This window comes from Geodermatophilus sp. SYSU D00525 (assembly GCF_054050475.1).
Genome location: NZ_JBJGZK010000003.1, coordinates 150,486 through 169,535 on the forward strand (window position 1 = coordinate 150,486; position 19,050 = coordinate 169,535).

The window sequence follows — 19,050 nt, forward strand, 5'->3', positions numbered from 1 at the left end:
GTGTATAGATTTGCCTCCTGGCTCCCCCCGATGTGCGGAGGTGCGCGATGGGCCCCGGTCCTGTCAGCGGTCCCGACGAGTTCCGAGCGCGGCGCGAACGTGACGTCTCCGCCCTGCTCTCCCAGATCTCCTACCTCGAGGAGGAGATCGCTCTCCTGCGCCGCAAGGTGGCCGACAGCCCCCGGCAGGTGCGGGTGCTCGAGGAGCGGATCGCCGAGGCGGAGGGCCGCGCTGCCTTCCTCTCCGAGCGCAACGACAAGCTCGCCGGCACCCTGCGCGACGCCCGCGAGCAGCTGCTGACGCTCAAGGAGGAGATCGACCGGCTCGGCCAGCCGCCGTCGGGCTACGGCGTCTACCTGGGGCGGCACGACGACGGCACGGTCGACGTCTTCACCGGCGGCCGGAAGCTGCGCGTCTCGGTGTCCCCGGCCGTCGAGGCCGAGGAGCTGCGGCCCGGCCAGGAGGTCATGCTCAACGAGGCCATGAACGTCGTCGAGGCGCTCGGCTTCGAGAAGCAGGGCGACGTCGTCATGCTCAAGGAGCTGCTGGAGCCTGTCGACGGCGTCACGCCACGGGCCCTGGTCATCGGCCACACCGACGAGGAGCGGGTGGTCTACCTGGCCGACTCGCTCACCGACCAGCCGCTGCGGGTCGGCGACTCGCTGCTGCTGGAGGCGCGGTCGGGCTACGTGTACGAGCGGATCCCCAAGAGCGAGGTCGAGGAGCTCGTCCTCGAGGAGGTCCCCGACATCGACTACTCCGACATCGGCGGCCTGGCCCGGCAGATCGAGCAGATCCGCGACGCCGTCGAGCTGCCGTTCCTGCACGCGGACCTGTTCCGCGAGTACGAGCTGCGCCCGCCGAAGGGCATCCTGCTCTACGGCCCGCCCGGCTGCGGCAAGACGCTCATCGCCAAGGCGGTGGCGAACTCGCTGGCCAAGAAGGTCTCCGCGGTGAAGGGGGAGGGGCAGGCCAAGTCCTACTTCCTCAACATCAAGGGCCCCGAGCTGCTCAACAAGTACGTCGGCGAGACCGAGCGGCACATCCGGCTGGTGTTCCAGCGGGCCCGGGAGAAGGCCAGCGAGGGCACCCCGGTCATCGTGTTCTTCGACGAGATGGACTCGATCTTCCGCACCCGCGGATCGGGCGTGTCCTCCGACGTCGAGTCGACGATCGTCCCGCAGCTGCTCAGCGAGATCGACGGCGTCGAGGGCCTGGAGAACGTCATCGTCATCGGCGCCTCCAACCGCGAGGACATGATCGACCCGGCGATCCTGCGGCCCGGCCGGCTGGACGTGAAGATCAAGATCGAGCGGCCCGACGCCGAGGCCGCCCGCGACATCTTCAGCAAGTACCTGACGCCGTCGCTGCCCATCCACGCCGACGACCTCGCCGAGAACGGCGGCAGCGCCGAGGCGACCATCCAGGCGATGATCCAGCGCACCGTCGAGCGGATGTACACCGAGAGCGAGGAGAACCGCTTCCTCGAGGTCACCTACGCCAACGGTGACAAGGAGGTCCTGTACTTCAAGGACTTCAACTCCGGCGCGATGCTGCAGAACATCGTCGACCGCGCCAAGAAGATGGCCATCAAGGAGAACCTGGAGACCGGCACCGCCGGGCTGCGGGTCGGCCACCTCATGCAGGCCTGCGTCGACGAGTTCAAGGAGAACGAGGACCTGCCCAACACCACCAACCCCGACGACTGGGCGCGGATCTCGGGCAAGAAGGGCGAGCGGATCGTCTACATCCGCACGCTCATCAGCGGCAAGGGCAACGACTCCGGCCGCGCGATCGACACCGCCACCAACACCGGCCAGTACCTCTGAGCCGGGCCGGCCGCCCCGCCCGCGCGGGGGGGGGGGGGGGCCCGGGGGGGGGGCCGCCGGGGGCGCCGCCCCCCCCCCCCCCCCCCCCCCCCCCCCCCCCCCCCCCCCCCCCCCCCCCCCCCCCCCCCCCCGCCCCCCCCCCCCCCCCCCCCCCCCCCCCCCCCCCCCCCCACGACTGCGCGCGGGACCACCTCCCGGCCGTCCCCGCCGGCACGGGCGACCCCGCACACGGCGGCGGCCGGCCCCGGGAGTTCCGGGACCGGCCGCCGTCGTCAGGAGTACGCCGTCAGTGCGTGGGCGCCGAGCGGTCGGGACGGCCGCCGCGGTGGCCCTCGCCGGGGCCGCGGTACCGGTCGCGGTCGCCGGAGGGCCGGCGCGGACGGTCGTCGCGACGGCCGCCGTCGCCGTAGGAGCGGCGCGGCCGGTCGCCGTCGCGGCGCGGACGCCGGCCGCCGGGGCCGCCGTGCGGACGGCGCGACTCGCGGGCCGGCCGCTCGACCGGCTCCACCGGCACGCCGCTGGCGACGAGCTCGGCGATCGGGGCGTCGCCCGGCCGGAGGCGGCTGACCTGCGGGTCCACCTTCGCCTGCCGGAACCGCCGCTTGGCCTGGCCGACCTGGTCGGGCAGCAGCAGGGAGACCACGACGCCGGCGGCGCCGGCGCGGGCGGTGCGGCCCGAGCGGTGCAGGTAGGTCTTGTGGTCGGCCGGCGGGTCGTAGTGCAGGACCAGCGAGACGTCGTCGACGTGGATGCCGCGGGCGGCGACGTCGGTGGCCACCAGCACGGGGCTGCGGGCGTCGGTGAACGCCTCCAGCGCCCGGCGGCGGGCCGACTGCGGCAGCCCGCCGTGGATCGCCTCGGCCTTGATGCCGACCGCCTGCAGGTTCTCGGTGAGCCGGTCGACGCCGAGCTGGGTGCGGGCGAACACGATCGTGCGGCCCGGCCGCGCGGCCAGCTCCTGGGTCACCGGCACCTTGTCGCGGAAGGCGACGCTGTAGGCCAGGTGCTCGGCCGGCGGGGCGTCGTCGCCGGGGCGCTTGACCTCGTGCCGCGCGGGGTCGGTCAGGTAGCGGCGGACCAGCGTGTCCACCTCGCCGTCCAGCGTGGCCGAGAACAGCAGCCGCTGGGCGTCGGGGCGGGTCTGGTCGAGCAGCTCCTGCACGACGGGCAGGAAGCCGAGGTCGGACATGAAGTCGGCCTCGTCCACGACGCTGACCTCGACGTCGGCGAGGGTGACCTCGCGCTGGCCGATCAGGTCCTGCAGCCGGCCGGGGGTGGCGACGACGACGTCGACGCCGCGGCGCAGCTGCGAGATCTGGCGGCCCATCGAGGCGCCGCCGTAGACGGTGGCGAACTGGGTGCCGACGGCCTGGCCGAGCGGGGCCAGGTTGTCGGAGACCTGCTGGGCCAGCTCGCGCGTGGGCACGAGCACCAGCGCCCGGGGGGCGCGCGGGCCGCGGCGGGCGGTGAGGCCCATGCGGGCGAGCATCGGCAGGCCGAAGGCCAGGGTCTTGCCGGACCCGGTGGCCGCCTTGCCCAGCACGTCGCGCCCGGCGAGGGCGTCGGGCAGGACGGAGGCCTGGATGGCGAACGGAGCGCGGATGTCGCGCCGCTCGAGGGCGGTCACCAGCTGCTGGGGCAGGCCCAGCTGGGCGAACGTGGGGCCCGCCGGGGCGGGGGTGTCGGGAGTGCTCTGGACGTCGACGGTGTCGGACGTGGTCATGCGGGGGTGGGGACTCCGATACAGCTCGGGCGCGTCCCGTGGTGGTGCGCGGGCGCCACCCCTGCGACGGGGCCAGGCGTCCTCACTGGCGACCGCGGGCGTCGACGACGCGGCGATCTGCACGGATGCGCTCATGCCCGGACGGACCGTCCGGGAGGATGTCCGGCGAGTGCCGGCACACCCACGGTAACAGCGCCGCCCGGTCCGCCCTTCCGCACCGGGCGGTGGCCGTGATCACCCGCGGAGGGCGGCGTACCCCGGGCGGACGACGTCGTCGAGCAGCCGGGCCCGCTCGGCGTCGTCGGTGAACGCCGCGGCCAGCGCCCGCTCGGTGACCGTCTGGAGGTCGTCCCAGCCCCAGCCGTGGGCGGCGGCGACGTCGGTCAGCTCGCCGGTCACCGAGACACCGCTCATCAGCCGGTTGTCGGTGTTCACCGTGACCGCGAAGCCCAGCCGGTGCAGCCGGCCCACCGGGTGCCGCTCGAGCGAGGGGTAGGCGCCGGTCTGCACGTTCGACGACGGCGCGACCTCCAGCGGCACCTGCTCGTCGAGCACCCGCCGCGCCAGCGGGCCGAGCGGGCCCTCGATCGGCACCTCGTCGGCGATCCGCACGCCGTGGCCGAGCCGCTCGGCGCGGGCGCCGTCCAGCGCGGCCCGGATGCTGTCGACACCGGCCGCCTCGCCGGCGTGGACGGTGCGGTGCGCACCGGCGCGGTCGAGCAGCGCGATCGCCCCGGGGATCCGGTCCGGCGGGAAGCCGATCTCCGGCCCGGCCAGGTCGAACCCGACGACGCCGGCGTCCCGGTACCGGACGACGAGGCCGGCGACCTCCTCCCACCGGTCCTCCTGCCGCATGGCGCACAGCAGCGCGCCCACGGTGATCGGCGTCCCCGCCGCGGCCGCCTCGGCGCTGCCCGCGGCGAACCCGTCGAGGATCGCCTCCACGGCCTCCTCGATCGGGGTGCCGCCCGCGGTCACCAGCTCCGGCGCCATGCGGACCTCGGCGTACACGACGCCGTCGGCGGCGAGGTCGAGGGCGCACTCGCGGGCCACCCGGTGCACCGCCTCGGGCCGCTGCATCACCCCGACGGTGTGCGCGAACGTCTCCAGGTACCGCACCAGCGAGCCGGAGTCGGCGGCCTCGCGGAACCAGGTCCCCAGCGACTCCGCGTCGCGGGCGGGCAGGGCGCGGTAGCCCGCCTCGTCGGCGAGCTCGAGCACCGTCTGCGGACGCAGCCCGCCGTCGAGGTGGTCGTGCAGGAGGACCTTGGGCGCGCGGCGGACCGAGTCGGCGTCGAGTGGTGCGGGCACCGCCCGACGCTATCTCGTGCCGCGCTCCTGCCAGCGGAAGGTCAGGACGCACAGCGCCAGGCCGGCCGCGCACCACACGCCCAGCACCAGCGCCACCCGCCCGAGCTCCCACGACCCGGCCGGCTCCTGCGCGGCCAGGAAGTCCGGCAGGAACACCGACCGCAGGCCCTGCGCCATCCACTTGAGCGGGAACAGCGCGGCGACCGTCTGCATCCACGTCGGCACCTGGCTGAACTGGAAGAACACCCCGGAGATGAACTGCAGCACCAGCGCGATCGGGGTGACCATCGCCGAGGCCGAGCGGCCGTTCTTGGCCAGGCTGGAGACGGCGATGCCCAGGAGCGTGCACGCCGACGACCCGAGCGCGGTCACCCACAGGAAGGTGATCCAGTCGCTGCCCGACGGCAGCGCGACACCGTAGGCCAGCCGCCCGACCGCCAGCAGGATCAGCACGATCAGCACGGTGACCGCGAGGACCTGCACCACCTTGCCGACGAAGTAGGCGCTCTTCGGCATCGGGGTGCCCGACAGGTGCTTCAGCGTCCCGTCGGAGCGCTCGGTGGCGATGCTGATCGCCATGTTCTGCAGGCTCGCCCCGAGGATGCCCGCGGCGATGATCCCGGCCATGAAGTACTGGGTGAAGGTGACGCCGCCACCGAGGTCGTAGTCGAGGACCGCCCCGAAGACGACCAGCAGGATCACCGGGAACGCGAGGGTGAACACCACCGACTCGCGCTGCCGGAAGAACTCCTTGAGCTCCACCCCGGCGCGGGAGCGGTAGACGGCGGGCAGCGACGGCAGTGCCGTCCGGCCCTGGGCGACGGTTCCGGCGCTCACGCGCGGGCCTCCCCGATCATCTGCAGGTACACGTCCTCGAGGGTCGGGCGGGCCACCGCCAGGTCGGGCACCTCGCCGGGGAAGCGCGCGGCCAGCGCGGAGACGAACGCCGTCGGGGTCGCGGTGGCCTCGCTGCGCCGGACGCCGTCCTCGGTCCAGCTGACCACCGCCGGCGCGTGCCCCCGGCCGCCCAGCTCCGACGGGACGGCGACCTCGGCCAGCCGCCCGCGCGCGATGACGCCGACCCGGTCGGCCAGCGCCTCGGCCTCGTCCAGGTAGTGGGTGGTGAGCAGCATCGTGGTGCCGAGGTCGCGCAGCGAGCGGATCAGCGACCAGAACTGCCGCCGCGCCTCGGGGTCGAAGCCGGTGGTCGGCTCGTCGAGGAACAGCAGCGCGGGACGGCCGACGATGCCGAGCGCGACGTCGAGCCGGCGGCGCTGGCCGCCCGACAGCGAGCGGCCGCGGGCGCGGGCCTTCTCGGTCAGCCCGACCAGCTCGAGGACCTCGTCGGGGTCGCGCGGGTCGGGGTAGTAGGACGCCTGCGCGCGCAGCAGCTCGCGGCAGGTCAGCTGGCTGTCCCCGGCGCCGGACTGCAGCACGATGCCCAGCTGCGCCTTCCACCGCCGCCCGCCCGAGGCCGGGTCGGTGCCGAGCACCCGCACCTCGCCGCCGTCGCGGTCGCGGAAGCCCTCGCAGATCTCGACCGTCGTCGTCTTGCCGGCGCCGTTGGGGCCGAGCAGAGCGAAGATCTCGCCGCGCCGGATGTCGAGGTCCAGGCCGTCGACGGCGGTGGCGCCGCCGTAGCGCTTCACCAGCCCGCGGACGGAGATCGCCGCGTCCGGGTCGAGGGGCTCCCCGGCGCGCGGGGCGGCGGCGGAGGTCGGTTCCGCGGACGTGCTGGTCACGAGGGTCCAGTGTGCTCCCCGGTTGCGGACCCGCGCCGACCGCCCCGGCCGCCGTGCACGCCCGCGGATCTGCACGGTGCGGATCCGCGGGCGTGCACGGGCCGGCTAGGCGGAGATGCGGTCGATCAGCAGGGGCAGCGGCTCGTCGCCGGTGTCGACGCCGACCGCGCCCTCCAGCGCCTCCAGCGCCCGCGGGATGCGCGCGGCGTCGTCGGTGTGCAGCTCGAGCAGCGGCTGGCCCTCGGTGACCCGCTCCCCCACCGTCGCCGTCCAGGTGACGCCGGCAGCAGCCGAGACCGGGTCCTCCTTGCGGGCGCGGCCGGCGCCCAACCGCCAGGCGGCGACGCCCAGCGCGTAGGCGTCCAGGCGGGTGAGCGTCCCGGTGGCCGGGGCGGTCACCACGTGCTTCTCCGCCGGCCGCGGCAGCGGCGCGTCGGGGTCGCCGCCCTGCGCCGCGATCATCCGCCGCCACACGTCCATCGCCCGGCCGTCGCGCAGCGCGTCGGCGGGGTCGACGTCGGGCCGCCCGGCACCGGTGAGCATCTCCCGCGCCAGGGCCAGGGTGAGCTCGACGACGTCGGCCGGGCCGCCGCCGGCGAGGACCTCCACCGACTCGGCGACCTCGACGGCGTTGCCCGCGGCACGACCCAGCGGCCGGTCCATCGCGGTCACCAGCGCCACGGTGTTCACCCCGGCCGCCTCGCCGAGGCCGACCATCGTGCGGGCCAGCTCGCGGGAGGACTCGGGGTCCTTCATGAACGCCCCCGAGCCGGTCTTGACGTCGAGCACCAGCGCGTCGGCGCCCTCGGCGATCTTCTTGCTCATGATCGAGCTGGCGATCAGCGGGATCGACTCGACCGTCGCGGTCACGTCGCGCAGCGCGTAGAGCTTCTTGTCCGCCGGCGCGAGGTCGTGCCCGGCGGCGCAGATGACCGCGCCCACCTCGGCGAGCTGCCGGAGGTAGGCCTCCTCGTGCACGTCGGCCCGCCAGCCGGGGATCGACTCGAGCTTGTCCAACGTGCCGCCGGTGTGGCCCAGGCCCCGGCCCGACAGCTGCGGCACGGCCACCCCGCAGGCGGCGACCAGCGGCGCGAGCGGCAGGGTGGTCTTGTCGCCGACCCCGCCGGTGGAGTGCTTGTCCGCCGTCGGCCGGCCCAGCGAGGACAGGTCCTTGCGCTCACCGGAGTCGATCATCGCCTGCGTCCACACCGACAGCTCGTCGGCGGACATGCCCCGGAAGAACACCGCCATGAGCAGCGCGCTCATCTGCTCGTCGGGGATCGTGCCGTCGGTGTAGGCGCCGATCACCCAGCGGATCTGCTCGTCGGTGAGCCGGCCGCCGTCGCGCTTGGCGCGCAGCACGTCGATGGCGTCGAACGCGGCCATCAGCCCTGCCCCCGCTCCGCCGCGGCGACCAGGTCGTCGGGGCCGAAGGCGTCGGGCAGCACCTCGCGCATCGGCACGATGCCCAGCGACACCGTCTCGATGAGCATCTCGGCGCCGCCGTGCTCCCACAGCAGCTGCCGGCAGCGGCCGCACGGCATGAGCGGCTCCCCGTCCCCGCCGACGCAGGCCACCGCGACCAGCCGGCCGCCGCCGGTGCGGGCGAGGTCGCTGACCATCCCGCACTCGGCGCACAGGCCCAGGCCGTAGCTGGCGTTCTCGACGTTGCAGCCGGTGACCACCCGGCCGTCGTCGACCAGCCCGGCCACGCCCACGGGGAACCGCGAGTACGGCGCGTAGGCGTGCGTCATGGCCTCCCGGGCCGCGCCGCGCAGCGCGTCCCAGTCGACGTCCCCCATCTAGTTCTCCCCCCTCCGGTAGACCAGCCCGTCGGCCTTGGGCATCCGCAGCCGTTGGGACGCCAGCGACAGGACCAGCAGGGTGGTCAGGTGCGGGGTGAAGAAGACGATCCCCTCGGGCAGCCGGTCGATGGTCAGGAACCCGACCAGCGAGGCGACGGCGAAGACCCCGGCGATGCCGGCGACCAGCCACTTCCCGCGCCGGGCCTGCACGACCGCCAGGACGGCGAGGAGGACGGCGATGAGCAGCAGCAGGGCCACCACCGCGGTCTGGCTGCGCAGCTGCAGGGCGTCGGCGAACCCGAACAGGCCCGCCCCGGCCGCCAGCCCGCCGGGCCGCCAGTTGCCGAAGATCAGGGCGGCCAGGCCGATGAAGCCGCGGCCACCGGTCTGCCCCTCGCGGTAGATGCCCGCCACGAACACCAGGAAGACGCCACCCAGGCCGGCCAGCGCACCGGAGACGACCACGGCGAGGTACTTCAGCCGGTAGACCGGCACGCCCAGGGAGTCCGCGGCGGCCGGGTTCTCGCCGCACGAGCGCAGCCGCAGGCCGAAGGCCGTCCGCCACAGCAGCAGGTAGGAGGCCGGCACCAGCAGCACGGCGAGCAGGGTCAGCAGGCCCACGCCGCTGGTCAGCCCGCGCAGCAGGCCCGCCGCGTCGCTGACCAGGAACCAGTGCTGCCGTTCCAGGTCCCCGAGCAGGTCCGGTCCCGAGGACAGCACCGGCAGCGAGAAGGACGGCGGGTCACCGGCCAGGGACGGCGACTGCGTCGGGCCGCCGCCGGTCTCCTCGTTGAACAGCAGCTCGGACAGGAAGCGGACCACGCCCTCGGCGAGGATGTTGATCGCGACGCCGGAGACCACGTGGTCGACGCCGAACGTCACCGTGGCGATCGCGTGCAGCAGGCCGCCGGCCGCGCCGAAGACCACGCCGCCGATGACCGCGCCGGCCCAGCCCCACTGGTAGCCGGCCCAGCCCGCGCCCCAGGTGCCGAGGATCATCATCCCCTCGAGGCCGATGTTCACCACGCCCGCGCGCTCGGACCACAGCCCGCCCAGCGCCGCCAGTCCGATGGGGACGGCGAGCAGCAGCGCGGCCCGGAGCGTCGAGGACGAGGTGAGCTCCTGCTCGCCCGAGATCACCCGGACCAGCGAGAACAGCAGCCACAGGCCCACGAGCACCCACAGCACCCGCCGCGCCCGGCCACCGCCGGTCAGCAGGTCGGTCAGCGGGCCGCGGCTGGGCTGACCGGTACTGGTCGTCGCCGTGGTGCTCATGCTCGTGCTCCCTGCTGGTCCCCGGGCGCACCGGCGCGGACCTGCTGCCCGCCGTCCGGGGCGGGCGGCGGTGGCGTCGCGCCGTCCCCGCCGCCACCCGGTGCCGGACCGGCCGACGCGCCGGCCCGCTCGGCCGAGCGCAGCGCCAGCCGCCGCGCGATCTCGTTGGCGATGACGACGGCGAGCACGATCGTGCCCTGGATGATCGTGACGACCGAGGACGGGATGTCGGCGAACTGCAGGGGCAGTGCCGCCCGGTCGAGGAAGGCGAACAGCAGCGCGGCCAGCGCGATGCCCACCGGCGTGCTGCGGCCCAGCAGGGCGACGGCGATGCCGAGGAAGCCGAGGCCGGCGGTGAACTCGGTGCCGTAGTCGTACTGCGAACCGAGCAGGTCGGGCAGGCCGATCAGGCCGGCGATCGCGCCGGAGATCAGCATGGTCTTCACGACCATGCGCCGGGCGTCGACGCCGCTGGCGGTGGCCGCGGAGGGCGACAGGCCGGTGGCGCGCAGGTCGAACCCGAAGCGGGTGCGCTTGATCAGCACGGCGACCACGACCCCGACCACGATCGCGACCAGCAGGAAGCCGTAGAGACCGCTGCGCGGCGCGGCCAGGCCCAGCCCGGTGAGCAGCCCGTTGAGGCTCGGGAAGCGGCCGGACTCGGGGATCTCCGAGGTCGTGATGATCGAGGCACCCGGCGGGCTGCCCCGCAGCGGGCCGGTGAGCAGGAACGACGCCAGGCCCAGCGCGACGAAGTTCAGCATGATCGAGCTGATGACCTCGCTGACGCCGCGGGTCACCTTGAGCACGCCGACGATGCCGGCCCACAGCGCCCCGACCACCATCGCGACGACCACGACGAGCAGCACGTGCAGCGGGCCGGGCAGCACGACGGCCGCGCCGACCGCGGCGGCCAGGATGGTGGCCAGCCGGTACTGGCCCTCGACGCCGATGTTGAACAGGCCCATCCGGAACGCGACCGCGACGGCCAGCCCGGCGAGGAACAGCGGCACCGCCCGGTTGAGGATCACGACGATCGACTGCACCTGCTGCGACGGCGTGGTGCCGAGGTCGACCATCACCTGGAACGCCTCGAGCGGGTTCTGCCCGATGAGGGCGATGACCACCGCGGAGATGACCAGGGCGACCAGGACGGCGAGCACCGGGCCGAGCAGGGAGAGCCCCACCCGGCGGAGGAGGCCGTTCACGCCGCACCCGCCGTGCGCGCGCCGGTCATGTGCCCGCCGAGCTCCTCGGGGGTCACCCGCCGCGGGTCGAGGGTGGCCACCAGCCGGCCGCGGAGCATGACGTGCAGCGTGTCCGACAGGCCGATGAGCTCGTCGAGGTCGGCGGAGATGAGCACGATCCCCAGTCCCTCCGCGCGGGCGTCCTTGAGCAGCTCCCAGATCACCGCCTGGGCGCCGACGTCGACGCCGCGGGTCGGGTGGGCGGCGATGAGCAGCCGCGGCGCGGCGCTCATCTCGCGCCCCACGATCAGCTTCTGCTGGTTGCCGCCGGAGAGGGCGACGGCCAGCGTGTCCGGACCGGGCGCGCGCACGTCGTACTCCCGCATGATCCGTGCGGTGTCGGCGCGGGCGCCGCGGCGGTCGATGAAGAACCCCTTCACGGCCGGCGGGCGGGTCTGGTGGCCGAGGATCCGGTTCTCCCAGAGCGGCGCGTCCAGCAGCATGCCCTGCCGGTGCCGGTCCTCGGGGATGAAGCCGACGCCGGCCTCCCGGCGGGCGCGGGTGCTCCAGCCCGTGACGTCCTCCGTCCCGAGGACGATCGACCCGGCGGCCGGCGTGCGCAGCCCCATGATCGCGTCGACGAGCTCGGCCTGGCCGTTGCCCTCGACGCCGGCGATGCCGACGACCTCGCCCTCCCGCACGGTGAGCGTGACGTCGTCCACCACGGGGCGGTGCCCCACGTCGGTGACCGTGACGCCGGTCAGCCGCAGCACGGGGGTCTCGCGGACGGTGGACTCGCGGGTCTCCGGGGTGGGCAGCTCGGCACCGACCATCATCTCGGCCAGCTGCTTGGCCGTCGTCGTCCTCGGGTCGGCCCGGCCGACCGTGGTGCCGCGCCGGATGACGGTGATCGAGTCGGCGACCCGGCGCACCTCGTCGAGCTTGTGCGAGATGAAGATGACCGTCAGGCCCTCGCGCTTGAGCTCGGCGAGGTTGGCGAACAGCTCGTCGACCTCCTGCGGCACGAGCACGGCGGTCGGCTCGTCGAGGATCAGGGTCCGCGCGTTGCGGTAGAGGACCTTGGCGATCTCGACGCGCTGCCGGTCGCCGACGCCGAGGTCCTCGACCAGCGCGTCGGGCCGCAGCCCGAGGGAGTAGCGGTCGGAGATGCCGGTGATGCGGCGGCGCGCCTCGGCGAGGTCCAGCCGGCCGCGCCGGGTGGGCTCGCTGCCGAGGACGACGTTCTCCAGGACGGTGAAGTTGTCGGCCAGCATGAAGTGCTGGTGGACCATGCCGATGCCCGCCGCGATGGCGTCGGCCGGGCTGCGGAAGGTCACCTCGCGGCCGTCGACGAGGACCTGGCCCTCGTCGGGGCGGTGCTCGCCGTAGAGGGTCTTCATCAGCGTCGACTTGCCGGCGCCGTTCTCGCCCACGATGGCGTGCACCTCGCCGCGGCGGACCCGCAGCTCGATGTCCCGGTTCGCCACCACGCCGGGGAAGCGCTTGGTGATCCCGCGCAGCTCGACGGCGAGGGGGCCCTCGCCCGCCGCCGGACTGTCTGCTGGCGAGTCCGCTGGTGCCATGCCGGCATCTCCTCGCTGTGGCCCGCCGGTGGGCGGGAGGTCACTTCGGACGGCGCCGGCGCGCGGGATCAGCCGCTGCGCCGGGCTTCGGGCCCGGGGGCCGGTGCGTATGGTGCCCTACTCCGCGGGCTCCGTCCGAGCCCGGGGCGACCCCGGCGCACCGCGGGCCCGGGCGTTTCCCGCCCGGGCCCGCGTCGCAGGGTGGATCAGTCGTGCGGGCAGGCCCGCACGAGGGTCACTCGATCGTCGTCGGGACCGTGATGGTGCCGTCGATGATCTGCTGCGCGTAGCCGTCGATGTCCTGCTGGATGTCGTCGATGTAGCCGCCCGACGTGGACAGGCCGACACCCTCGCCCTCCAGGTCGTAGCGGACGTCGGAGGCGCCCTCGACGGTGCCCTCGGCGAAGTCGTTGACGAACTGCTCCACCGCGTTGTCGACCCGCTTGAGCATCGAGGTCATGATCACGGCCTGCAGCGCCGGGTCGTCGACCGTCTGGTACTGGTCGGAGTCGACGCCGATGGCGCGCTTGCCGGAGGTGGCGGCGGCCTGGAAGACGCCGACGCCCGAGCCACCGGCCGCGTGGTAGACGATGTCGGCCCCGGCGTCGTACATGCCCTGGGCGACGATCTGGCCGCGGGCCGGGTCGTTGAAGCCGGTGAAGTCACCGGCCGGCGAGATGTACTGCCGGTCGATGATGATCTGCGGGTTGACCGCCTGGGCGCCGGCCACGTAGCCGGCCTCGAACTTCTCGATCAGCGGGCTCTCCACGCCGCCGACGAAGCCGATGTGGCCGCTCTCGCTCTTCAGCGCGGCGGCGACGCCGGCCAGGAAGGAGCCCTGCTCCTCGGCGAAGACGAGCCCGGTGACGTTGTCGCCCTTGGCGCCGTCCTCGTTGCTCCCGTCGACCTGCGCGAACGTGGTGTCGGGGAACTGCGGCGCGACCTCGGCGATGACGTCGTCGTAGTTGAAGCCGACGGCGACGACCGGGTTGAAGCCCTGCTCGGCCAGCTGGGTGAGCAGCTCGGCGCGGTTGGAGGCGTCGTCGTTGGGGCTGAGCTCCTGCAGCTCGCCGTCGAGGGCCTCGACGGCCGCCGACAGACCGGCGTAGGCGGAGTCGTTGAACGACCGGTCACCGCGGCCACCGGTGTCGTAGGCGAGGCCGACGCGCAGCTCCTCGGTGGCGGTGCCGCCGCCCCCGCCGCCGCCACCGGAGGCGGGCTCGTCACTCGCGCAGGCCGCCAGGGCCATGCTGCCGGCCAGCAGCAGCGCTGCGGCCTTCATCTTCCGCGCTCGGCGCAAGACGATCTCCTCTCTGGAGGGAGCTGCCCGCGAAGGACGCGGAGGGCGCTCCCGTGGGTCCTGGTCGCGGCCGCCCGCGGGCGGCCGCCCGGACGTGGACGACCCCGGCACGCTAACCGCGCTCTCCGGGCGGGCCGCCATCCCTGCGGCGGACCGAGACGGGATCGTTGTGAAGCGGCCCGCATCCGTGGCCCCCGCCACTGCGCGGGGTCACCGGAACGGGCCCCGCCGGGGCTAGCGTCCCCCCGTGCGGCGACGACGAGGTGCGCTCGCGGCGGTCCTGGCCGCGCTGGCCGTGCTGCTCGGGGGCACCACGGCGGCGGCCGCCCCGGACCCCGCGCGGCCCACCGTCGACCTCGCCGCCCCGACCCCGACCGCGCCGCCGCCCGGCGGCCCGCCGCAGGGCGAGGGCCCCGGCGGGGTCACCGTCGGCGGGGAGGGCCTGGACACCCGCGGCACGGTCGTCGTCGAGGGCGCGCCGCCGCTGCCGGCCGACGTCGTCGCGGCCGGGTGGCTGGTCGCCGACGCCGGCACCGGCGACGTCCTGGCCGCCCGCGACCCGCACGGCCGCTACTACCCGGCGAGCACGCTCAAGACGCTGACGCTGCTCACCCTGGCGCACCGGCTGGACCCGGCGGCGGTCGTCGACGGCACCGTCGAGGACGAGGCGATGGAGGGCAGCAAGGTCGGGATCGTGGCCGGCGGCCACTACCCGGTCGGGCTGCTGTTCCAGGCGCTGGTGATGCAGTCGGGCAACGACGCGGCCAACGCGCTGGCCCGGGCGTTCGGCGGGACGGCGGCCACCGTCGACGCGATGAACGCCACCGCCCTGGAGATGGGCGCCTTCGACACGGTCGCGGGCACGCCGTCGGGCCTCGACGTCACCGGGCAGTCCTCCTCGCCCTACGACCTCGCGCTGTTCTTCCGGGCCCTGGTCGCCGACCCGGTCACCGCCGGGATCCTCCTGACGCCCACCGCGCAGATGCCCCCGGTCGAGGGCCGCTCGCCCGGCTACCAGATCCAGAACCAGAACCCGCTGGCCGGCTACCCGGGGAACCTGGGCGGCAAGACCGGCTTCACCGACGCCGCCCGGCACACCTTCGTCACGGCCGCCGAGCGCGACGGGCGGCGGCTGGTGGTCAGCGTCATGGGCACCGAGAACGTGCCGCGGCGCGCCGCCGACCAGGCCGCGCTGCTGCTCGACTGGGGCTTCACCGTGCCGCCGTCGCTGGGCGGGGTCGGCACGCTGGTCGACTCCGCGGCCGACGTCGTCCCTCCCGGGCCGACGACGACCGCCGCCCCCTCCGCCGCCGGGCCGGCCGAGGTCGCCGCCGGCCCGGCCGAGCCGGCTCCTCCCGCGGACGACGGCCCGCCCGTGCTGGGCGCGCTGGCGCTCGGCGCGGCGGCGGTCGCGGTGGTGACCGCGACCCTCATCGGCCGGCGGCGGGCGGTGCGCCGGGCTCCGCCGGGACCGGCGGGTCGGCAGGGTCCCCCGGGTCGGCGCGACCCTCGGGGTCCGCAGGGGCCGCCCGCTCCAGGGCCGGGAGGGTCGCCGTCCACGCCGCGGTGAAGAACGCGAAGCGGGCCACGAGGTTGATCCAGACGAGGATGCCGACGGCGCCGCCGAACGCCGACGAGGTGACGCTGCCGGAGATCAGCGACAGGTAGAGGCTGCCGGCCAGCTTCATCAGCTCGAACCCGGCCGCACCGAAGACCGCGCCGGGCAGCAGCAGCCGCAGCGGGTGCGACGTCGAGGGCACCACCCGCAGCAGCCACAGGAACACCAGCACGTCGCCGGTGAAGGCGAGCACGATGCCGAGCACGCTGCTGACGACGCCCCAGCCGGGCGCGTCCTCGACCCCGAAGACCGTCAGCACGCCGTTGGTGGCCTGGGTGGCGAACCCGGTCAGCCCGATGCTGGCCAGGCCGGCCGCGCCGAGGGCGACCAGCGCGACGAGGTCGGCGAGGTTGTCCCGCCAGAACTCCGGCTCGTCGGCGTCGCCCTTCCAGATCCGCTCCATGCCGATGCGCAGCTTGTCCATCGCGCGCAGGCCGGCGTAGAGGAACCCGGCGACCCCGATCAGGCCGGTGAGGCCGGCCGCGCTGACGGCCGAGCGCAGCTCACGGACGATCTGCTCCCCGGTGGAGCCGGGGAACGTCTCGCGGATGGCGTCGTAGAGCTCCTGCTGCAGCAACGCGTCCCCGGAGAGGACCAGCGCGATGACCGACGCGACCAGCAGCAGGACCGGGAACAGCCCGAGGAACACGAAGTAGGTGACGCCGGCGGCCATGAGGTCGCCCTGGGTGCGGGTGTAGCGCCCCCCGGCGCGCGCCAGGTGGTCGAACCAGGGCCGGCGGCGGCGCTGCGCGTCGACGACGGCGGTGATCCGGGAGCCCAGGCCGGCGATGCGGGACCAGGGCGCGCGGACGACGTCGGCGGCGCGCGGCCGTCCGTCCCGGGGGGCACCCACCGGTCCGAGTCTGGTCCCCGGAGGCGGGTGCCGCGCGCGGGCCTAGAGCGGCGGGCCGGTGAGCGGGTACTCGCGGGCGACCGCCCAGGTGCCCTCGGGCGTCTGCTCGAACTCGGTGAACGCGGTGACGCGGAACTCCGCGGAGAGGTCGCCGAGGCCGCTGTAGGCCAGCTCGAGCATGTCGCGCGGGACGTCGTGGGCCACGGTCACGTGCGGGTGGTACGGGTAGGACAGCGACCGGGACAGGGGGCCGGACCGGACGTCGGTGGCCAGCAGCTCGCAGTTGCCGATGCCGCGGGCGACGGCGACGAACACCACCTCGGAGACCGGTGTGAACGTGCCGGTGCCCGACAGGTGCATGTCGAAGGGTGGGTGGGCCGCGGCGACGCGGACCAGGTGCTCGGTGATGGCCGCGCGGTCGGCGCAGGGCACCTCGGTGGGCGGCAGGAGGGTGACGTGCGGCGGCACGAAGCCCGCCTGCGGGTCGCCCACCTTGGCGCGCCAGTCGGTCAGCAGCTGCGCCCACGGCTCGGGGATCGGCACCAGGACCCCGACGACGGCGGTCTCCGGCGGCGCGTTCCGGCCGCGCGGGACGAAGGTGTCGTCGTTCACGACCCCGCCACCGGCGCGAGGAAGCCGACCCGCTCGTAGACCGTGCGGACGGTCTCCGCGGCCACCTCGCGGGCCCGGGCGGCACCGGCGGCCAGTAGCCGCTCGAGCTCGGCGCGGTCGTCGAGCAGCGCGTTCGTGCGGTCGCGGACCGGCGTCACGAACTCGGCGACGACCTCGGCGAGCTCCTTCTTGAGGTCCCCGTAGCCGCGGCCGGCGAAGCGCTCCTCCAGCTCCGCGACCGGGGTGCCCGACAGCGCGCTGTGGATGGTCAGCAGGTTGGTGACCCCTGGCTTGCCCACCGGGTCGGCCACGACCTCCCGGCCGGTGTCGGTGACCGCCGAGCGGATCTTCTTCGCCGTCACCTTCGGGTCGTCGAGCAGGAACACACAGCCGGCCGGCGGCAGGCTCTTGCTCATCTTCTTGTCCGGCGACTGCAGGTCCATGATCCGCGCGCCGCCGGCCGGGATGAGGGTCTCCGGCAGCGTGAAGGTCTCGCCGAAGCGGCCGTTGAAGCGGGTGGCCAGGTCCCGGGTCAGCTCCAGGTGCTGGCGCTGGTCCTCCCCCACCGGCACCTGGTCGGCCTGGTAGACGAGGATGTCGGCGGCCTGGAGCACCGGGTAGGTGAACAGCCCGACCGAGGCCGAGGCGGTGCCCTCCCGCTGGCTCTTGTCCTTGAACTGCGTCATCCGGCCGGCCTCGCCGAAGCCGGTGAGGCACTCGAGCACCCACGACAGCTGCAGGTGCTCGGGCACGTGGCTCTGCACGAACAGCGTGCTGCGCTCCGGGTCGACGCCGAGGGCCAGCAGCTGGGCGGCCGAGACCAGGGTGTTCCGGCGCAGCTCCGCGGGGTCCTGCGGCAGCGTGATCGCGTGCAGGTCGACGACGCAGTAGAAGGCCTCGGTCGTCTCCTGCAGCGCGACCCACTGGCGGAGCGCACCGAGGTGGTTGCCGAGGTGGAAGGAGCCCGCCGTCGGCTGGATGCCGGACAGGACACGGGGAAGAGGCACGACGGCCATCAAACCAGCCGGGCGCTAGGCGACCGGCGCGCCGGGGCGCACCGTGTCGGGGTCGGCGGCGGCGAGCACGTCGTCGAGCGCGGCGAGGAACAGGTCGTCCTCCTCGGGCGTGCCGACGGTCACCCGGATCCCCTCGCCGGCGAACGGCCGGGTGATGACGCCACGCGCCTCCAGCGCCGCGGCGGTCGCGGCGGAGGACTCCCCCAGCGGCAGCCACACGAAGTTGGCCTGGCTGTCGGGGACCTGCAGGCCGCGCCCGCGCAGGGCGGCGGTGAGCCGGTCGCGCTCGGCGACGACGGCGGCGACGCGGCCGCGGACCTCGTCCTCGCTGCCGAGCGCGGCGACGGCGGCGGCCTGGGCGAGCACCGAGACGCTGAACGGCACGTGCGTGCGGCGGACGGCGTCGGCGACGGCGGGGTCCTCCGCGACCAGGTAGCCGACCCGCAGTCCGGCCAGGCCCCAGGCCTTGGAGAAGGTGCGCAGCACCGCGACGTTCGGCCGCCCGCGCACGAGCTCGAGGCCGTCGGGGACCTCGGGGTCGGTGACGAACTCGCGGTAGGCCTCGTCGAGCACGACCAGCACCGTCCCGGGCACCCGGTCGAGGAAGCGCTCGAGCTCCGCCCGCCGGACCGCCGTGCCGGTGGGGTTGTTGGGGTTGCACACGAACAGCAGCCGGGTGTCGTCGTCCACCGCGGCGGCCAGCGCGTCGAGGTCGTGGGTGTCGGGGGCGCCACCGGGGACCGAGGGCACCAGCGGCACCTGGAGGCTGCGCGCGCCGGCGACCTGCGCCAGCAGCGGGTACATCTCGAACGAGCGCCAGGCGAAGGCGATCGCCGTCCCGGGGTCGTTGAAGGACTGCGCGAGCTGCTGGCAGAGCATGACCGCGCCGCAGCCGGGGACCACCTGCGCCGGGTCGACGCCGTAGCGCTCCGCCAGCGCGGCGGTGAGGACGACGGCCCCGTTGTCGGGGTAGCGGTAGGTCTCCCCCGCCGTCTCCGCCAGCGCCCGGACGACGGCCGGCAGCGGCGGGAAGGGCACCTCGTTGCTGGCCAGCTTCACGGCGCGGTCGACGCCGAGCTCCCGCGCCAGGTCGGCCGGGTTGCGGCCGGGCTTGTAGGCCGGCAGCGCCTGGACGGCCGGACGGACAGTGACCACGGGGCTCGACCTCCGCGCCCGCCCGGTGCTCCCGGGCGACG

General features: G+C 74.7%; 15 protein-coding genes and 1 pseudogene. 2 read left to right on the forward strand and 14 right to left on the reverse strand.

What is annotated here, in order from left to right:
- Window positions 1-47 precede the first annotated feature (47 nt).
- On the forward strand, window positions 48-1,829 hold the full coding sequence (gene arc, locus ACI796_RS04040; RefSeq protein ID WP_456939980.1) for a proteasome ATPase: 1,782 nt from the start codon (window positions 48-50) through the stop codon (window positions 1,827-1,829).
- A 286-nt stretch (window positions 1,830-2,115) separates the two neighbouring features.
- On the opposite strand, the gene ACI796_RS04045 is transcribed toward arc, so the two are convergent.
- The 10 genes from ACI796_RS04045 to ACI796_RS04090 all read right to left on the reverse strand — a co-directional run bounded on the left by ACI796_RS04045 (window position 2,116) and on the right by ACI796_RS04090 (window position 13,755).
- Window positions 2,116-3,552: a DEAD/DEAH box helicase gene (locus ACI796_RS04045; protein WP_456939981.1), complete on the reverse strand. Its 1,437-nt coding sequence runs from the start codon at window positions 3,550-3,552 to the stop codon at window positions 2,116-2,118.
- 234 nt (window positions 3,553-3,786) lie between these two features.
- On the reverse strand, window positions 3,787-4,863 hold the full coding sequence (locus tag ACI796_RS04050; RefSeq protein WP_456939982.1) for an adenosine deaminase: 1,077 nt from the start codon (window positions 4,861-4,863) through the stop codon (window positions 3,787-3,789).
- A gap of 9 nt (window positions 4,864-4,872) precedes the next feature.
- Window positions 4,873-5,700 (reverse strand): ABC transporter permease, encoded by an 828-nt coding sequence (locus tag ACI796_RS04055; RefSeq protein WP_456939983.1) that lies wholly within the window; start codon window positions 5,698-5,700, stop codon window positions 4,873-4,875.
- Window positions 5,697-6,605 (reverse strand): ABC transporter ATP-binding protein, encoded by a 909-nt coding sequence (locus ACI796_RS04060; RefSeq protein ID WP_456939984.1) that lies wholly within the window; start codon window positions 6,603-6,605, stop codon window positions 5,697-5,699. Before ACI796_RS04060 ends, ACI796_RS04055 begins: the two co-directional genes overlap by 4 nt.
- Window positions 6,606-6,710: 105 nt before the next feature.
- Window positions 6,711-7,991, reverse strand: a complete 1,281-nt coding sequence (locus ACI796_RS04065) for a thymidine phosphorylase (protein WP_456939985.1) — start codon at window positions 7,989-7,991, stop codon at window positions 6,711-6,713.
- Window positions 7,991-8,407 carry a cytidine deaminase gene (locus ACI796_RS04070; protein ID WP_456939986.1) on the reverse strand — a complete coding sequence of 139 codons (417 nt, stop codon included), beginning with the start codon at window positions 8,405-8,407 and terminating at the stop codon, window positions 7,991-7,993. Before ACI796_RS04070 ends, ACI796_RS04065 begins: the two co-directional genes overlap by 1 nt.
- Window positions 8,408-9,685 carry an ABC transporter permease gene (locus ACI796_RS04075; protein WP_456939987.1) on the reverse strand — a complete coding sequence of 426 codons (1,278 nt, stop codon included), beginning with the start codon at window positions 9,683-9,685 and terminating at the stop codon, window positions 8,408-8,410.
- Window positions 9,682-10,893, reverse strand: coding sequence for an ABC transporter permease (locus ACI796_RS04080; RefSeq protein ID WP_456939988.1), 1,212 nt, complete (start codon window positions 10,891-10,893; stop codon window positions 9,682-9,684). The genes ACI796_RS04075 and ACI796_RS04080 overlap by 4 nt, the downstream gene beginning before the upstream one ends.
- A complete protein-coding gene (locus ACI796_RS04085) occupies window positions 10,890-12,455 on the reverse strand; it encodes an ABC transporter ATP-binding protein (RefSeq protein ID WP_456939989.1) in 1,566 nt (521 codons plus the stop codon). The genes ACI796_RS04080 and ACI796_RS04085 overlap by 4 nt, the downstream gene beginning before the upstream one ends.
- A gap of 235 nt (window positions 12,456-12,690) precedes the next feature.
- Window positions 12,691-13,755 carry a BMP family lipoprotein gene (locus ACI796_RS04090; protein ID WP_456939990.1) on the reverse strand — a complete coding sequence of 355 codons (1,065 nt, stop codon included), beginning with the start codon at window positions 13,753-13,755 and terminating at the stop codon, window positions 12,691-12,693.
- Window positions 13,756-14,002: 247 nt separating this feature from the next.
- Here ACI796_RS04090 and ACI796_RS04095 point away from each other — a divergent pair, with 247 nt between their 5' ends.
- Entirely contained in the window at window positions 14,003-15,325 is a 1,323-nt protein-coding gene (locus ACI796_RS04095) for a D-alanyl-D-alanine carboxypeptidase family protein (RefSeq protein ID WP_456939991.1), read from the forward strand.
- 31 nt (window positions 15,326-15,356) lie between these two features.
- On the opposite strand, the pseudogene ACI796_RS04100 reads toward ACI796_RS04095, so the two are convergent.
- From ACI796_RS04100 to hisC, 4 genes and pseudogenes are all read right to left on the reverse strand, one after another.
- A pseudogene (locus ACI796_RS04100) lies at window positions 15,357-16,046 on the reverse strand (YihY/virulence factor BrkB family protein); the annotation flags it as partial.
- Window positions 16,047-16,268: 222 nt separating this feature from the next.
- Complete coding sequence (locus ACI796_RS04105; protein ID WP_456939992.1) at window positions 16,269-16,838, reverse strand: 2'-5' RNA ligase family protein; 570 nt, start codon at window positions 16,836-16,838, stop codon at window positions 16,269-16,271.
- Window positions 16,835-17,854 carry a tryptophan--tRNA ligase gene (gene trpS / locus ACI796_RS04110; RefSeq protein WP_456939993.1) on the reverse strand — a complete coding sequence of 340 codons (1,020 nt, stop codon included), beginning with the start codon at window positions 17,852-17,854 and terminating at the stop codon, window positions 16,835-16,837. The genes ACI796_RS04105 and trpS overlap by 4 nt, the downstream gene beginning before the upstream one ends.
- Window positions 17,855-17,869: 15 nt before the next feature.
- A complete protein-coding gene (gene hisC, locus ACI796_RS04115) occupies window positions 17,870-19,009 on the reverse strand; it encodes a histidinol-phosphate transaminase (protein WP_456939994.1) in 1,140 nt (379 codons plus the stop codon).
- Window positions 19,010-19,050 lie beyond the last annotated feature (41 nt).